Source organism: Lutispora sp. (genome assembly GCF_041687175.1).
Taxonomy (GTDB): domain Bacteria; phylum Bacillota; class Clostridia; order Lutisporales; family Lutisporaceae; genus Lutispora.
Genome location: NZ_JAWLCK010000006.1, coordinates 46,903 through 62,912, shown reverse-complemented (window position 1 = coordinate 62,912; position 16,010 = coordinate 46,903). Strand labels below are relative to the sequence as shown.

The window sequence follows — 16,010 nt, the reverse complement described above, 5'->3', positions numbered from 1 at the left end:
AAAACATGTTGTCAATATGCTGTTTATGCTTTTCGACATTTTTGTTTCATCGCTGTGATGTGTGTCCTACCGAAGCAGGAACTTTATCTTATCATGTTTTGTGTGTTATGTCAACCTGGTATTTGTTGCTTGTTTTTACGTCCTGTTTTGCAACAGGACGTCAATATTATCATGTTATTTATATTATGTCAACATGATTTTTATATTACAAAAGAAAGTGTAAATTACCTTAGCGTTAATTATCCGTCATTAATGCCTCCAAGCAATTCCTAATAAAAAGCAAAGTTTCTCTGAACTATAGAATAGAATCCTTCTTTTATTATTAATCAATTATTCATTTTTATTTGTTTTTCTTTTTTAATAGATAAAAAATTATATTATAAATGATAAATATATAGAAAGTGTTATAATAATACTGAAGCATCAGTTATTATTACATATAAACTCAACAAGAAATGGGAGGATTAACATGGCAAGTATCAAAACAAATCTAAACGGTCTGGAAGTAATGTTATTTTTTTGGAGTTCAATTAAATCAAAAGAAAAAGTTAATGAGAGCTTTTTAAATGACCTCTGCTCTATGAGAGAATTCTCATACATATATAACGTGGATTTTAACAATGAATCTCTTAGAAGAGTTTTAAGTGCTCTTAATAACAAGGAACCTTTCTCTGGCAACAAAGTAGAAAGAAAATTTTATTCTAATAATCTTATGACATTAGAATATATAGATGATGTTCAACCTACAATTGATGCTATAAAAAAATTGAATTTAGACAAACTTGCAGAAGAAGCCAAGGAGGATGTGGAAATAATAATCATACCTGGTATAAGCGGAAATGTTGAAAAACATGACAATATATTATTAGTGGACTTTTTCAAAGTAAAAAATACTGAAAATGGTTTGACCATATCTGGAGAAAATTTAGAAGATGTTTTAAAAACAAATCTAAAGTAAGTTGACAAAGCAATACTATAAAAATATAATTGAATTACAATTTAATAAGGACTTAGGTGTTTTAATACTTAATAGGGAATCGGATAGACCGAGCTACCCCAGTAACCGTAACACTGACGAAATCTGATTATGCCACTGCGCAAGCGGGAAGGTAAGAGAGTAGGAGGAAGTGGAGCCGGGAGACCTGCCTAAGTCTGGTTGGCCAGTATCCTCTGAGGGTGGGATATAAAGGCTGAAGGTTATGCATTTCACATGTATCTCATTTGTCATGTATGCCTATTACTGCAATTCATCAGGCGCACCCTTGTGGTGCGCTTTTTAATTCTCTTAAAATCCCTCAAATAATTAAATAAAAAAGGGTGATAAAAAATGAAAGGAAAAATGAAAGAAGGAACTATTTTTTGCGCTTATTCATTTATGTATGATGATCCAGAGGATCTGAAAACCGATTATGAATTTTGCACTGATGAAATTGCATGTCATATCGGTCTGTTAAAAGCTCATATAACCGACAGAGAGCTAAAAGATGAATTGACAAAAGTAGAAACACTTGTTTACCACATGAACAGTTCTTTGCGCGTTAAAACTGCTGTAACCAGAGATGAACTGAATTGGCTTCATGAAATCAGTATCAAATATCATGAAGAAACCAATCATAATTACTTGCGATTTGTATTGCCTCAGGGAACAGTTTCAGCATCACTTTCACATGTACTGCGAAACAAATGTCTGAAACTGACAAGATTAATGCACAGATACGAAGCAAAGGGAAATAAAGTGGATCCTCTTCTCTATGATTTCGTAAACCTTTTATCTGACTATTTCTTTTTGCTGGCTATTAAACTTAATGCTCAGGAAAATGTAGAAGAAATCGATTTTGTAAGCAGAAATTATAAATTTAAGTAATCTTGTTATCGTTATAAACCTAATTAATGAAGCGTTATGGAGGTAAGTATATGAAGAATAGAAATATACTAATACTTTTATCGATAATACTAATGTTTGCTGTAACTGCATGTAATTCATCTCAACCAACAGTCAAAGATAGAGAGGGCAATGATATAATACTGCCCGAAAAGATAAATAGGATTGTTTCAACAGCACCTTCAAATACAGAAATACTGGCAGCTTTAGGTCTGGGTGATAAAATCGTAGGTGCAGATAAATATTCAAAGGATGTTGAAGGTATAAATCCTGACGTTACATTTTTTGACATGATGAATCCGGATGCAGAAACAATAGTTAATCTTAATCCTGATATTATTATAGCTTCTGAAATAAATAAATTAGGCGGAAGAGATCCTTTTTCTTTATTAAAGGAATCGGGCACATCCGTTGTTTATATTCCAATCAGCGACAGCATCCAGGGCATATATGATGATATAAGCTTTATTGGAGAAGTTACTGGTACAAAAGATAAAGCTGATAAAATAATAGAAAATATGAAAGATGAAATTGATAAGTATAGAAAAATAGGAGAAGGGATCACAAAAAGAAAAAAAGTATATTTTGAAATTTCACCTGCTCCCAATTTGTTTACCTTCGGCAAAGGCTCTTTCTTGCAGGAAATTTTAGAAATAGCAGGAGTTGATAATGTATTTGCAGATAAAGGAAAAGGAATTGCCATCAGTAGTGAAGCAGTGCTGGAAGCAAACCCTGAAGTTATTCTTACCAATGTCAATTACATAGAAAATCCTATTGAAGAATTGAAGAATCGTGATGGATGGGATAGTATAACTGCAGTGGCATCAGACCAGGTTTTCTATATAGATGCTAATTCTTCTTCAAGACCTACACAGAATATAATAAAAGCATTGAAAGAAATTGCCCATGCTGTTTACCCCGATATATATGAATAAAACAAAAGTACTCCTTATCATATCAGCAACAATTATTATTATGCTATCCGCCGTTTTAATAGGAACTGTAAACATAACAGCCAAAGATATTATAGATATTATCCTTCATAAATTATTTGACTTTCCTTTGAAGCAGGGACTTAAGCCAAACACTGTATCTATTATATGGACTTTAAGACTCCCAAGAGTTTTCCTGGCATTTTTGGTGGGGGCAGCTTTATCCGCTAGTGGAACGGTTATTCAATCCATATTGAAAAACCCTCTTGCTTCCCCCTATACCTTGGGGGTTTCTTCAGGAGCATCCCTTAGCGCAGGTCTCATAATAGTATTTGGAATAAGTATCCCCTTCCTTGGTAACCTGACCTTGCCTCTGATAGGTTTCATATCCGGGCTTATAACTGTTTTTACAGTCATAGCTTTTTCAAGGAAAGTAGATGAAGGGTTGTCCAGCAATACAATAATTTTGGTTGGAATGGTTTTTTCATTGTTTGTCAATGCCGCCCTTACCATACTGACTGCTTTATATAGGGAAAATATAGAAAGTATAGTCCTATGGTAAATGGGATCCTTTTCTCTGAGAGGTTGGAACTATGTAAAAGCTGCATCAATATTCTTTGTTATTGGTATTACAGGGGTTATGAAATATACAAATGAAATGGATCTGCTTTCTTTTGGTGAAGATGAGGCTAAATCCAATGGAGTAGAAACAGAAAAGGTAAAGAAAAAACTCTTAATTTTTTCATCTATTCTTACCGGAAGCTCGGTAGCATTAAGTGGAACCATAGGCTTTGTGGACCTCATAGCCCCTCATGTTGCCAGAAAGTTTTTTGGCTCAAAACATATTTATGTGCTGCCGATATCGGCTGTGTTTGGAGGGGCGCTGATGATTTTTTCAGATATAATAGCAAGAACCATAGTATCACCCTCGGAACTTCCTGTAGGAGCTGTTACATCTCTAATTGGTGCTCCCTTTTTTGCATACATCTATTTTAAAAAAAGCAGGTGATTTACATGTTTAATGTAAACCATATATTTTGTGGTTATAACAACCAGGATATTATAAAAGATATTTCATTTGACTTGGAACCAGGCTGCAATTTATCCATAATAGGCCCCAATGGCTGTGGAAAATCCACTCTGCTTAAAGCACTGGCACATATTATACCTTATAAAGGCAGCATCAGAATTGATAATACAGAAATCAAAAAAATGAATAGAAAAACCTTAGCCAGGAATATTGCTTTGATGACGCAGATTAATTCTATATACTTTCCATATACGGTATATGAAACAGTATCTTTAGGCAGGTATTGTCACATGGATAGTGTGCTTCCACGATTGTCACCTCTTGACAAAGATATAATCTACGACTCTATGGAAAAAGTAGGCCTGTTAAGTATAAGAAATGCTAAGATAAATCAGCTTTCAGGAGGCCAGCTTCAACGAGTCTTTCTGGCTAAAATTTTTGCTCAGGATCCTAAGGTAATTTTGCTGGATGAACCTACTAACCATCTTGACTTAAGATATCAGATAGAACTGCTTGAATATATCAATGAATGGAAAAAGCAAAAAAAAAGGGCTACTATTACGGTGCTTCATGACTTAAATCTTGTTCAGGAATATGCGGATAAGGTTATTTTGTTAAGCAATGGAAAAATGCATTCTTACGGTTCCACCAAAGATATTCTGATAAATGATGCACTTGAAGAAGTTTATAGAATTGACATAAAAAAATGGATGACAAAGGTTTTAATAAAATGGGAAGCATGAAAAAATAGCTTTCGCTGCAACAGCGAAAGCTATTTTTATCAACATTCTTCATCGGGAACTATTTTGGCTAAAGCAACTACACTGTCGTTTTCTGCAAGCTTCATTAATGTCACACCCTGAGTACTTCTGCCCATTACCGATATATCTTTAACATGCATTCTTATGATAACTCCTTCGGCACTGATTAGCATAACCTCGCAGTCATCCTTTACAACCTTTGCTCCAACCAAGTAGCCGGTTTTTGCTGTTATGTTTGAAGTTTTGATTCCTTTACCTCCACGGCTCTGTAATCGGTATTCGGATAATGGAGTTCTTTTACCAAAGCCTTTTTCGCTTATTACCAAAAGTTCTGCATCTTCTTCTACTATATCTAAAGCTATAACGCTATCATCAGGATTTAATGTAACACCTCTGACACCCATAGCTGTACGACCCATATCCCTCACATCTGTTTCTGGGAATCTTATGGCCAAACCATGTCTTGTAATAGCAATAAGCTCTGTAGTGCCTCTTGTTAGCTTAACAGAAATAAGCTCATCTTCGTCCCTTAGAGTTATTGCATTAAGACCAGTCACCCTCTGAGATGCATACTGCTTCAATTCTGTTTTCTTTATTGTCCCGTTTTTAGTCATGAAAATTAGATATCCTTCATCTTCAAACCCTTTTATAGGTATTACAGCATTGACCGCTTCATTCCTATCCAGTTGAAGCAGATTTACCAACGCAGTGCCTTTCGCCTGTCTTCCTGCCTCAGGAATTTCATAGGCCTTGAGTCTAAACATTCTACCCTTGTTTGTAAAGAATAGCAAGTAATTATGTGTTGAGGTGATAAACAAATGTTCGACAAAATCATCTTCTCTCGTCTGAAGAGCAGTGATGCCTTTGCCTCCCCTCCTTTGGCTCTTATAGGTGTCTGCAGGAAGCCTCTTTATATAGCCAAAATGGGTTAGAGTAACTGCAACCTCTTCCTCTTCTATGAGATCTTCCTCATTTACTTCCTCAACAGAGTGAGTTATTTTGCTTCTTCTTTTATCTCCATATGTCTTCTTTATATCCAGAAGTTCCTGTTTTATTATATTGGAAACCATGAGTTCACTGGCTAATATGGACTTATAGTATTCAATGTCCTTTATCAAACCAAGATATTCTTCTTCAATTTTACTTCTTTCCAAACCTGTAAGACTCTTTAATCTCATCTCTGCTATAGCAGTTGCTTGAGCATCAGATAAGCCGAATCTTTCCATCATTCTCTCTTTTGCCTCGGGTACTGTTTTTGAGCTTCTGAGAATGTTAATAATTTCATCTATATGATCCAAGGCAATTCTTAAACCTTCTAATATATGAGCTCTTTCTTCTGCTTTCCTTAAATCATACTGGGTTCGTCTGATTATTATTTGTCTTTGGTGGTCTATATATTTTTGTATCATATCCCTCAGGTTCATAACCTTAGGTTGACCATTATCCAAAGCCAGCATTATTATGCTGAAGGAACTTTGCAACTGGGTATGCTTATATAATAGGTTCAATACTATATTGGCATTGGCATCTCTTTTCAGCTCAATTACAATTCTCATACCTTCTCTATCAGATTCATCTCGCAAATCAGAAATGCCTTCGATTTTTTTATCCTTTACAAGATCCGCAATCTTCTCAATCAGATTGGCTTTATTCACTTGGTAGGGAATCTCAGTGACAACTATTCTTTGCCTATTGCCAGACATGCTTTCGATTTCGGCTTTAGCCCTTATTATTACCCTTCCTCTTCCGGTAGCATAGGCCTTTTTGATTCCATCTCTACCCATTATCAAAGCGCCTGTTGGGAAGTCAGGACCTTTTATGTGTTTCATTAACTGGTCCAATTCTATTTCTGGATTATCTATAGTAGCAATAACCCCATCTATTACCTCGCCTAGATTATGAGGCGGGATAGATGTTGCCATACCTACTGCAATTCCGTTGCTTCCATTGACCAATAAATTTGGAAATTTAGAAGGGAGCACAGAAGGTTCCTTTAAGCTTTCATCATAGTTTGGAACAAAATCAACAGTTTCTTTATTGATATCCCTCAGCAACTCCATAGATATTTTGGACATCCTGGCTTCTGTATAACGCATTGCCGCAGCGCTATCTCCATCTATGGAACCAAAGTTTCCGTGGCCATCAATAAGAGTATATCTATATGAAAAATCTTGTGCCATTCTTACCATGGTATCATATACAGCAGCATCACCATGGGGATGATATTTACCTAAAACTTCACCGACAGTAGTTGCTGATTTTCTGTGAGGCTTATCAGGAGTAAAACCCATAGAGTGCATGGCATACAGTATTCTCCTGTGTACAGGCTTAAGACCATCTCTCACATCTGGAAGAGCTCTTTGTACAATAACGCTCATGGCATAATCAATAAAGGAATTCTTCATCTCATCTTCTATATTAATCTGTAATACATTTCCCTCTGTATTTTCCAAAATATACACCTCCTTCAGTTATATTACAATTAATTGATTTTTGACCATAATACTATAATTATAATTCTATGAAAGATTTTTGTCCAATCAAGATTATTATCGAGTATTTTAAATATTATTACCCTTATATTTTGTATTAAAATTGGTTCAGACAACAATATAGGCAGCCATCTATATTATTATTGGCCACCTATATATTATACTTCAAATTTGAAATTTTGTCCTTTATTGATTAAAATGCAGGAATTATAGCACCTTCATATTTTTCTTCGATGAATTCTTTTACTTCATTGCTGTTCAACACATTTGCCAACTCTTTCAAATCTTCTCTGCTTTCCTCTCCTTGTCTAATAACCAGTATGTTGGCATAAGGAGAGTTTCCATCTTCTATTATAAGAGCATCTTTAAGAGGGTTCAGGCCAGCAGGTATAGCAAAGTTTGTATTTATTACTGCTGCATCCACATCTTCCAAGACTCTGGGTAATTGTGCCGCTTCAATGGCTTCAAATTTAATATTTTGGGGATTTTCCACCACATCTAGCTCTGTGGATGTAATAGTTCCTCCGTCCTTTAGTTTGATAACTCCATTAGCCTGGAGGAGCAGCAAAGCTCTTGCATTGTTTGTGGCATCGTTAGGGATTGCTATAGTACTGCCATCTTTTAATTCATCTATATTTTTTATAGTCTTAGAATAAAGTCCCAATGGCTCTACATGCACTTTAGCTAAAGACACAAGATTCAAATCTCTTTCTGCATTGAAATTATCTAAATAAGGCTGATGCTGAAAGAAGTTTGCATCTATTTCTTTATCTGCCAATGCAGTGTTTGGCTGAACATAATCATCAAATACAACCACTTCAAGTTTTATACCCTTTTCTTCCAGTAAAGGCTTAACAACTTCAAGTATCTCTGCATGAGGTACAGGCGTTGCCCCCACTTTCAAGACTTTTTCTCCTTTTTCTTCTCCTGTTGCAGTTCCTGGTGCAGGTGCTGGTTGTTCTGTTGAACAGCCGATTAATAATGTACTAAATAAAGCTATTGCTATAACTAGTGATAATATCTTTTTCAATTTTTAACATCCTTTCATTTTTCATTGTTTTGATTTTCTTATTCAACTGGCCAGGTTGAATTAGAATTAAGTATATTTTAATTATCGATAATTATTTTTGAGTTGATATTATTATTAAATCTATTTTAGAAGTTTTCTGTATATCCTTGTTCCTATATCCTGAATTATTTGAACCATTAAAATCAGAACGATTACTGTCCCTATCATTACATCTTCCTGAAATCCCTGATAACCATATCTTATTGCCAGATTTCCCAATCCTCCGCCTCCGATAGCTCCCGCCATGGCAGAATAGCCAATAAGGTTTATTATAGTCAGTATTATTCCCGAGGCTATGGAAGGTAAAGCTTCAGGTATCATAACCCTGAACACAATCTGTTTTACATCAGCTCCCATAGATAGAGCAGCTTCTATGATGCCCGGGTTTATCTCCTTTATTGCAGTTTCAACAAGCCTGGCAACGAAAGGTATTGCGGCTATAGTCAACGGCACTATAGCCGCTGTGGTACCTATTCTTTTTCCTACTATCAGCTTTGTCAGAGGAAATACGGCAATCATCAGTATTATGAAGGGAAAAGATCTTGTTATATTTATTACGCTATTTAGAATTCTGTTTAAATTCTTCTTCTCCCAAATATTACCCTTCTCAGATATTGCTGTGATGATGCCTAAAGGCATTCCAAATATTACAGAAAACAATGTGGATGCAAATACCATATAGAAGGTTTCAAATAAAGGTACCGGCATTAAGAGTACAACTTTTTTTATTGATTCAATTAGAGCTTCCATTATGTTTCAATCCCTCCACTACTAATCCTTCATCTTTCAAATAATCTATGGCATCCTTTACATTTCCATTGGATCCTCTCAGTCCAACAACCAGATTTCCATAGGTCCTTCCCTGTATGCTGCTCATCTTTCCAGACAATATATTTGCTTCCACATCAAAATTTTTGATAATCTTGTATATCAAAGGCTCCTTTGCCTTGTGATCGAAGAATGTAATTCTCACTAATTTAGTATTTTCAGGATCATCTAAAGAATCTTTATCTATGTTTAGTGTTACATCTTTTAGAAAGCTCTTCGTTATTTCATGAGAAGGCTTAGAAAATACATTGTAGGTGTTACCCTGTTCTACTATGCTTCCATTAGATATTACAGCAACTTTATTGCATATTTCCTTGATGACCTCCATCTGATGGGTTATTAGGACAATTGTAATTCCTAAGGTTTTATTTATGTTTTTTAATAACTTAAGTATTGAAGCTGTGGTATTTGGATCAAGAGCAGATGTAGCTTCATCACAGAGGAGTATTTTTGGCTTGGTAGCCAATGCTCTTGCTATGGCTACTCTTTGCTTTTGCCCACCGCTTAATTGACTTGGATAAGCCAATTTTTTATCCTTTAGCTCTACAATGTCCAGAAGTTCATCAACTCTTTTCTCAATTTGCTCTTTATCGTATTTCATAATTTTTAATGGGAAAGCTATGTTTTCCTTACAATTTTTCCTGCTCAATAGATTAAAATGCTGAAATATCATGCCTATGTTCCTTCTCATATCCCTAAGTTGGTTCTTGTCTAGATTAACTACATCCTTACCATCAATGATAATACTCCCCTTTGTAGGTTCTTCCAGTCTGTTTATACATCTGATAAGGGTTGATTTTCCAGCTCCGCTCAGACCTATTATGCCAAAAATATCTCCCTTTTCAATTTTAAGGTTAATATCCTTTAATGCTTCTATACCGCCTTCAGTATCTAAAAATGTTTTATATAAACCTTCTATGCTGATCATTCTAACGCCCCCTCTTGCTGCTGCTTTTTTTAAAAATAAAAAATCCCTCAACGATAAAAGAGGGATAACGCCTCTCTTATCTTTCAGCTTATGCTGCTGGAATTGACACCGCTGCATTCGAATGAGAATGCCGGTTGTCGGGTTTCATTGGGCCAGTCCCTCCACCTCTCTGGATAAGAGCATGATATTCTATTTCTAAAAAACAAAAACTCTCCTGAAAAACAGAAGAGAATAATTTCCTTTCTATCTTTCAGCTTATGCTGCTGGAATTGACACCGCTGCATTCGAATGAGAATGCCGGTTGTCGGGTTTCATTGGGCCAGTCCCTCCACCTCTCTGGATAGAATAAATATTCATTTGAAAAGTAGTATAGCATCATACCACAGTTTTGTCAATTACTTTTTTATCCTATTTACGCCAACATCAACCGGTCACTCAACATATCTGACTTTTCTTTATCACTAAATAGTACCATGAGCCTTTCTGGTGTCAAAGATTTCTTTTCTTCTCCCTCGATGTCTAAAATAATCCTTCCTCTATGCATCATTATCAATCTGTTTCCCATGCTTATAGCCTGTTTAAGATTATGGGTAACCATTAAAGTAGTTATTTTGCTGTCAGTTACAATTTTATCTGTAAGTTGGGCTATTATTTCAGAAGTATTGGGATCTAAGGCTGCCATATGCTCATCCAATAATAAAAGACAGGGATTTGAGATTGTAGCCATAAGGAGGGCCATAGCCTGCCTTTGACCTCCTGATAAAAGTCCCACCTTTACTTCTAATTTATTTTCTAAGCCTAATGATAACTTTGAAAGTGAATTCTTTATTTCATTAATTTTTTTCCTTTCTATGCCCCAGGAAAAACCAAATAATTTATTTTTATTCAATGCCATAGACATATTTTCCAATACAGTCATTGAAGGAGAAGTTGCCATTTTAGGGTCCTGAAATACCCTTCCCACTAACTTGCTTATTTTATGCTCAGGAATATTTGATATATCCTTTTCATTAAGGAATATGGAACCTTCATCACAGGGTATGGTTCCTGATATAATATTCAAAAGTGTTGATTTTCCAGCCCCATTGCTCCCTATTACAGTAATAAAATCTCCTTTTTTTACATTGAGGGATAATCCTTGGAACAGCTTATTTTCATTTACTGTATCCTTATTAAATGTTTTATACAGATTTTGAATTCGTAACAGTTTTCACACCCCCTAAGTTAAAACTCCCCTTCAATTTCATTTTCAATCCTCCGTTATATATTACAAGAGCAGCTATAACTATAACAGATGTGATAAGCCTCAGGTCTGTAGCCGGCAAACCTGCCCTGAGAGCGGCTGCTATACTTCCTTTGTAGAATAAAGAGCCTAACAGTGCACAGGAGGTACTAAACCTGATTGGAAGCGCTTTCAATACAGATTCTCCCATTATTATTGATGCCAAACCCATAACCATTACACCTGTTCCCATGCCCACATCAGAAAAGCGCTGATATTGAGCCATTACAGAACCGGACAGAGCTACTATACCGTTTGCAATCATTATTCCTATAATTTTAATCATACCGATATCCACGCCTAATGTAGTAACCATATTGGGATTATCCCCTGTGGCTTTTAATATGAACCCGAATTTTGTCCTGAACATAATATCCAACAATACTTTAACAACCAAAGCCAAGGAGATTATAACCACTATTGATGGAGCATTCGCCGAAAAGATTGTCTTTTCAGTAAAAAAGGGTGTGTTTGATTTACCCATTATTCTTAGATTAATTGAATATAAACCTAGCATTACCAATATCCCTGATAACAGATTTGTTATTTTGAACTTTACATGGAGTATACCGGTTACTAAACCTGCTGCCATTCCTGCAATAATTGAAATAATACATGCAAATACTGGGTCTGCTCCTTTTATAAGCAGCATTGCAGTTACGGAGGCACCTAATGGAAAGGTGCCATCCACAGACATATCAGGAAAATTCAATATCTTATATGTTATATAGACTCCAAGGGCCATTATAGAAAATATGAAGCCTTGCTCTAATACTCCTCCAATCACTGTACTTCACCGCCTTTTACTATTTCAGCCCTCTCCAACATTTCTTTTGATATTTCTATATTAAGCTTTTCTGCTGTATCCATGTTTATGGTAAGGGTTGTATCTTTCAAAGTCTCTATAGGCATATCTTTTGTGCTGGCTCCCTCCAATACTTCAACAGCCATAATTCCTGTTTGGAAACCCAATTTGTAGTAATCTATTCCTTCTGTTGCAAGGGCTCCCCCTTCTACATGGCCTTTTTCAGAGCCAATTATAGGTATGTTATTTTCTATACATTTTTCAGATATTATTGCTATAGCCGAAGCTATAAGATTGTCTGTAGGAACATAAAGCACATCAATCTTATTCATTAAAGAATCAAGAGCCTGAGGTACTTCATTGGTGCTTGTAACGCCACTGGCTATTATCTCAATATCAAAGGAATCGGAAAGCTCCTTTGCCATCTCTACTTGTATTTCCGAATTTCTTTCGCTGGTATTATATAAAATTCCTACTTTCTTTGCATGGGGTATTAAATTCTTTAATAGTTCCATCTGTCTTTCCATAGGTGCTGCATCGCTTGTACCCGTTACATTTGTTTCTGGTTTTTCCATTGATTTAACTAAACCTGCGTCCTCTGGATCAGTTACAGCCGTTATGAGTATTGGTATATCCTTTGTAGCATTGAATGCTGCCTGAGCTGAAGGTGTGGCAACAGCAAATATCATGTCTTTCTTGCTGCTTGCGAAATTTTGTGCAATAGTCTGAGCTGTAGGAATATCACCCTGGGCATTTTGGAAATCTATTTTAAGGTTTTCACCATCTCTATAGCCTTTTGAAGCCAATGCATCAATAAAGCCTTGTCTTGCTGAATCCAAAGCCGGATGTTCAACTATTTGGGTTATTCCTATTTCTATGGGTTTGTTTGATTTAATTGTGGATTCTGAATCTTGATTATTTACCGTTGCTGCATTATTGCTGCAGCCGGATAACAATGAAATGATTAATAAAAGAACCACAAAAAGAACTGAAGATTTTTGTTTTACTACCATACTACCATCCTCCATTTTTATGTTTGAAATATTGTATTGTATAAAAAAACTGACCCTGATAGATCAGTCTTTTGACAAAATATACTGTAAACTACCATTCTACTAAACTACAAACTAACAAGTAACCATATTGTACATGATCTCTTAATATAAATAAATATGAATATGATTTTATAAGAATTCTTTACAGTTGTCAATACCTTATCTTTATAAAATTTTCTAAAGTTCTGGTACGGCTCTATGAGCTAACCCGATAACCACATCGTTTAAGTACAGCAATCCTAAACTCATAAATATGCATATGCTTAGGTGTTCGCCTGATCTGGCTATGCCAATTTTTCCACCTATACTATAACCGCTTGCTTTCATACTAATTTGCACAAGCGCTTCTCTCGTTGCACCTGCAACAGCACCTTCATGTACATGACATTCCTTTATGATTCCGCTTCTTTTTGCAGCTACAACAGCCCTTTCAATTATTTTGGGAATCGAAGAGTTAAAATCTCCGCCTATATCCACTGCAGCACCGATTATATTCCTGGTTCTAAGTTCCTTTATTATGGTTTCCTCTGAAGTCCTTGAAGATATGGCCAGATTTATAGCAGCCTTAGCAACATCAGAACTATCATATGGCATGATATTACCTCCATTTGCTTTCAAATATATTTATATCTTAGTTTATAATATTTTGCTTGGAAAATAAAGAAAAAAAGGTTTCTGAAAGGCACAGAAACCTTTAAAATCATATATCTAAATTCCTTACATACTTTGCATTTTCTTCGATAAATTCTCGCCTTGGTTCTACTTTATCTCCCATAAGAATAGTGAATATTTCATCTGCCGCTACTGCATCCTCCAAAGATACCTGAAGCATAGTCCTTGTCTCAGGATTCATTGTGGTATCCCAAAGCTGCTCAGGATTCATTTCACCGAGACCTTTGTATCTCTGTATTGAGGTATTATCTCTGCCTATTTGTTTTAAAACATTTTCCAGTTCTTTATCGCTGTAAGCATAATAATCCTTTGCTTTTCCTTTGCCTGTTTTTCTTATTCTATAAAGCGGCGGCTGAGCTATATATACATACCCTGCTTCCAGCAAAGGCCTCATATATCTGTAGAAGAATGTGAGCAGCAGTGTTCTTATATGAGCACCGTCTACATCCGCATCCGTCATGAGAATTATTCTTCCATATCTCATCTTTTCTATGTTAAAATCATCACTTATGCCGGCACCAAAAGCTGTTATCATGGCTCTTATCATTTCACTTGATAAAATCCTATCTAATCTTGCTTTTTCAACATTCAATATCTTGCCTCTCAAAGGCAGTATTGCCTGAAATCTTCTGTCTCTACCCTGCTTAGCAGAGCCTCCCGCAGAGTCTCCCTCAACTATATAAATTTCACACAGTGAGGGATCCTTTTCAGAACAATCTGCAAGCTTGCCTGGCAATGTGGTGCTTTCTAAAGCTGTTTTTCTCCTTGTAAGCTCTCTGGCTTTTCTTGCAGCTTCTCTAGCCCTGGATGCAGTAATAGCCTTTTCTATAATAGTCTTTGCTATAGACGGATTCTCTTCCAAAAATGCTTCCAATGCTTCAAATACAATACTGTCAACAATTCCTCTGACTTCAGGGTTACCTAGTTTTGTTTTAGTTTGCCCTTCAAATTGTGGGTTAGCTATCTTGACACTCAAAACTGCTGTTAAACCTTCCCTTGCATCCTCACCCTGAAGGTTTGATTCATTATCCTTTAAAATTTTATACTTTCTTGCATAATCATTTATTGCTTTTGTTACAGCATTTCTAAAACCAATGGTATGAGTACCACCTTCTATGGTGTTTATATTATTGGCAAAACTGTATACATTTTCATTATAGCTGTCGTTATACTGAATAGATGCTTCAACAATAACATCATCTTTCTTTGCTGAAATATAAAGTGGTTCGGGATGAAGAACTTCTTTATTCTTATTTAAGAATTTTACGAAAGAAACCAGGCCGCCCTCATATTGATAAACCTTTACAGTATCTGTTCTTTCATCTTTTAAAGTTATTTTTATACCTTTATTCAAAAAGGCCATTTCTCTAAGCCTGTGTTCCAGCACATCGAAGTTATATTCCAATTCATCAAATACCTGTGGATCAGGCTTAAATGTTATTTTTGTACCTGTTGATTTAGATTCACCAACAACCTTAAGTTCCGTTACAGCTTTTCCTCTTTCAAATCTTTGATAAAATATTTTGCCTTCCCTTTTTACTTCTACCTCAAGATATTCGGAAAGGGCATTAACTACTGATACACCTACACCATGAAGACCGCCGGATACCTTGTATCCGCCTCCTCCAAATTTACTTCCTGCATGTAGCACAGTCAAAGCTACTTCTACTGCAGGTTTTTTTAGTTTTGGATGCATACCTACCGGAAAACCTCTACCATCATCAATGTTTGTAACAGAGTTATCCTTGTGGATTATTACTTCTATATTTTTACATACACCAACCAAGGCTTCATCTATGCTGTTATCTACAACTTCCCAAACCAAGTGATGAAGACCTTTGCTTCCGGTGCTTCCTATATACATTCCAGGCCTCTTTCTTACCGCTTCCAGGCCTTCCAGTACCTGTATCTGTTCAGCTTCATACTGCTGATTTTGCTTTTTTTCTGCCATAAAAATTCCCCCTGTTTTATCTACTTTAGTGAAACATCATCTAAAAATCTGGATCTCTTATAAAGAGTGGCAGATGATATGGGAGATAAATAAATAACTGTTTTATTATCTCTCTCAGAGAGAACAAAAGATTTTGGCTTATCTTCTGAAATCTTCACTATAAAATCTTCATCATCTGCTGTTTCTAGAAATTCCTTTGTATTGTGAGAAATAGCACTTAATTCTATATCCATTATTGCTATTATATCTTTAACAGGAACTACTACATCTCCTCCAAGGTGAACAAACATAAATAAATCCCTCCCTTTATTATAACCTTTTAG

14 protein-coding genes, 1 pseudogene and 3 riboswitches are annotated in these 16,010 nt (G+C 35.6%); of the genes and pseudogenes, 5 read left to right on the top strand and 10 right to left on the bottom strand.

Annotated elements, in window-relative coordinates; all coding sequences use genetic code 11:
• The first annotated feature begins 469 nt into the window (after nt 1-469).
• The 5 genes and pseudogenes from ACESM9_RS02325 (at nt 470) to ACESM9_RS02305 (ending at nt 4,587) form a co-directional block, all read left to right on the top strand.
• Complete coding sequence (locus tag ACESM9_RS02325; protein ID WP_372994886.1) at nt 470-958, top strand: hypothetical protein; 489 nt, start codon at nt 470-472, stop codon at nt 956-958.
• Nucleotides 959-995: 37 nt separating this feature from the next.
• Nucleotides 996-1,165: riboswitch (cobalamin riboswitch) on the top strand.
• Nucleotides 1,166-1,327: 162 nt separating this feature from the next.
• Nucleotides 1,328-1,864, top strand: a complete 537-nt coding sequence (locus tag ACESM9_RS02320) for an ATP--cob(I)alamin adenosyltransferase (protein WP_372994884.1) — start codon at nt 1,328-1,330, stop codon at nt 1,862-1,864.
• A gap of 50 nt (nt 1,865-1,914) precedes the next feature.
• Nucleotides 1,915-2,817, top strand: coding sequence for an ABC transporter substrate-binding protein (locus ACESM9_RS02315; protein ID WP_372994882.1), 903 nt, complete (start codon nt 1,915-1,917; stop codon nt 2,815-2,817).
• Nucleotides 2,810-3,823, top strand: a pseudogene (locus ACESM9_RS02310) (FecCD family ABC transporter permease). The gene ACESM9_RS02315 and the pseudogene ACESM9_RS02310 overlap by 8 nt, the downstream one beginning before the upstream one ends.
• A 5-nt stretch (nt 3,824-3,828) precedes the next feature.
• The gene (locus tag ACESM9_RS02305; RefSeq protein ID WP_372994880.1) at nt 3,829-4,587 is read left to right on the top strand and encodes an ABC transporter ATP-binding protein; all 759 of its coding nucleotides are present in this window, start codon (nt 3,829-3,831) and stop codon (nt 4,585-4,587) included.
• 38 nt (nt 4,588-4,625) lie between these two features.
• Here the strand turns inward: ACESM9_RS02305 and gyrA are convergent, their stop codons facing one another.
• From gyrA to remB, 10 genes are all read right to left on the bottom strand, one after another.
• Nucleotides 4,626-7,058: a DNA gyrase subunit A gene (gyrA, locus tag ACESM9_RS02300; protein WP_372994878.1), complete on the bottom strand. Its 2,433-nt coding sequence runs from the start codon at nt 7,056-7,058 to the stop codon at nt 4,626-4,628.
• 232 nt (nt 7,059-7,290) lie between these two features.
• Entirely contained in the window at nt 7,291-8,127 is an 837-nt protein-coding gene (locus ACESM9_RS02295) for a MetQ/NlpA family ABC transporter substrate-binding protein (protein WP_372994876.1), read from the bottom strand.
• Nucleotides 8,128-8,247: 120 nt separating this feature from the next.
• Nucleotides 8,248-8,916, bottom strand: coding sequence for a methionine ABC transporter permease (locus tag ACESM9_RS02290; RefSeq protein WP_372994874.1), 669 nt, complete (start codon nt 8,914-8,916; stop codon nt 8,248-8,250).
• Nucleotides 8,900-9,922 (bottom strand): methionine ABC transporter ATP-binding protein, encoded by a 1,023-nt coding sequence (locus ACESM9_RS02285; protein WP_372994872.1) that lies wholly within the window; start codon nt 9,920-9,922, stop codon nt 8,900-8,902. Before ACESM9_RS02285 ends, ACESM9_RS02290 begins: the two co-directional genes overlap by 17 nt.
• A gap of 73 nt (nt 9,923-9,995) precedes the next feature.
• A riboswitch (SAM riboswitch) is annotated at nt 9,996-10,102 on the bottom strand.
• 60 nt (nt 10,103-10,162) lie between these two features.
• Nucleotides 10,163-10,269: riboswitch (SAM riboswitch) on the bottom strand.
• 65 nt (nt 10,270-10,334) lie between these two features.
• Entirely contained in the window at nt 10,335-11,129 is a 795-nt protein-coding gene (locus ACESM9_RS02280; protein ID WP_372994894.1) for an ABC transporter ATP-binding protein, read from the bottom strand.
• Nucleotides 11,104-11,991: an ABC transporter permease gene (locus tag ACESM9_RS02275; protein ID WP_372994869.1), complete on the bottom strand. Its 888-nt coding sequence runs from the start codon at nt 11,989-11,991 to the stop codon at nt 11,104-11,106. Before ACESM9_RS02275 ends, ACESM9_RS02280 begins: the two co-directional genes overlap by 26 nt.
• Entirely contained in the window at nt 11,988-13,022 is a 1,035-nt protein-coding gene (locus ACESM9_RS02270) for an ABC transporter substrate-binding protein (RefSeq protein WP_372994867.1), read from the bottom strand. The genes ACESM9_RS02275 and ACESM9_RS02270 overlap by 4 nt, the downstream gene beginning before the upstream one ends.
• 219 nt (nt 13,023-13,241) lie before the next feature.
• Complete coding sequence (locus ACESM9_RS02265; protein WP_372994865.1) at nt 13,242-13,658, bottom strand: HutP family protein; 417 nt, start codon at nt 13,656-13,658, stop codon at nt 13,242-13,244.
• A 106-nt stretch (nt 13,659-13,764) separates the two neighbouring features.
• Nucleotides 13,765-15,687 carry a DNA topoisomerase (ATP-hydrolyzing) subunit B gene (gyrB, locus tag ACESM9_RS02260; protein WP_372994863.1) on the bottom strand — a complete coding sequence of 641 codons (1,923 nt, stop codon included), beginning with the start codon at nt 15,685-15,687 and terminating at the stop codon, nt 13,765-13,767.
• A 20-nt stretch (nt 15,688-15,707) separates the two neighbouring features.
• Complete coding sequence (remB, locus tag ACESM9_RS02255) at nt 15,708-15,977, bottom strand: extracellular matrix regulator RemB (RefSeq protein WP_372994861.1); 270 nt, start codon at nt 15,975-15,977, stop codon at nt 15,708-15,710.
• Between the last annotated feature and the right edge of the window lie 33 nt (nt 15,978-16,010).

What these genes read in the sequence shown, in the direction of transcription:
- ACESM9_RS02325 (WP_372994886.1), top strand. Translation starts at nt 470, where the DNA reads ATGGCAAGTATCAAAACAAATCTAAACGGTCTGGAAGTAATGTTATTT.
- ACESM9_RS02320 (WP_372994884.1), top strand. Translation starts at nt 1,328, where the DNA reads ATGAAAGGAAAAATGAAAGAAGGAACTATTTTTTGCGCTTATTCATTT.
- ACESM9_RS02315 (WP_372994882.1), top strand. Translation starts at nt 1,915, where the DNA reads ATGAAGAATAGAAATATACTAATACTTTTATCGATAATACTAATGTTT.
- ACESM9_RS02305 (WP_372994880.1), top strand. Translation starts at nt 3,829, where the DNA reads ATGTTTAATGTAAACCATATATTTTGTGGTTATAACAACCAGGATATT.
- ACESM9_RS02290 (WP_372994874.1), bottom strand. Translation starts at nt 8,916, where the DNA reads ATGGAAGCTCTAATTGAATCAATAAAAAAAGTTGTACTCTTAATGCCG.
- ACESM9_RS02285 (WP_372994872.1), bottom strand. Translation starts at nt 9,922, where the DNA reads ATGATCAGCATAGAAGGTTTATATAAAACATTTTTAGATACTGAAGGC.
- ACESM9_RS02270 (WP_372994867.1), bottom strand. Translation starts at nt 13,022, where the DNA reads ATGGTAGTAAAACAAAAATCTTCAGTTCTTTTTGTGGTTCTTTTATTA.
- ACESM9_RS02265 (WP_372994865.1), bottom strand. Translation starts at nt 13,658, where the DNA reads ATGCCATATGATAGTTCTGATGTTGCTAAGGCTGCTATAAATCTGGCC.
- gyrB (WP_372994863.1), bottom strand. Translation starts at nt 15,687, where the DNA reads ATGGCAGAAAAAAAGCAAAATCAGCAGTATGAAGCTGAACAGATACAG.
- remB (WP_372994861.1), bottom strand. Translation starts at nt 15,977, where the DNA reads ATGTTTGTTCACCTTGGAGGAGATGTAGTAGTTCCTGTTAAAGATATA.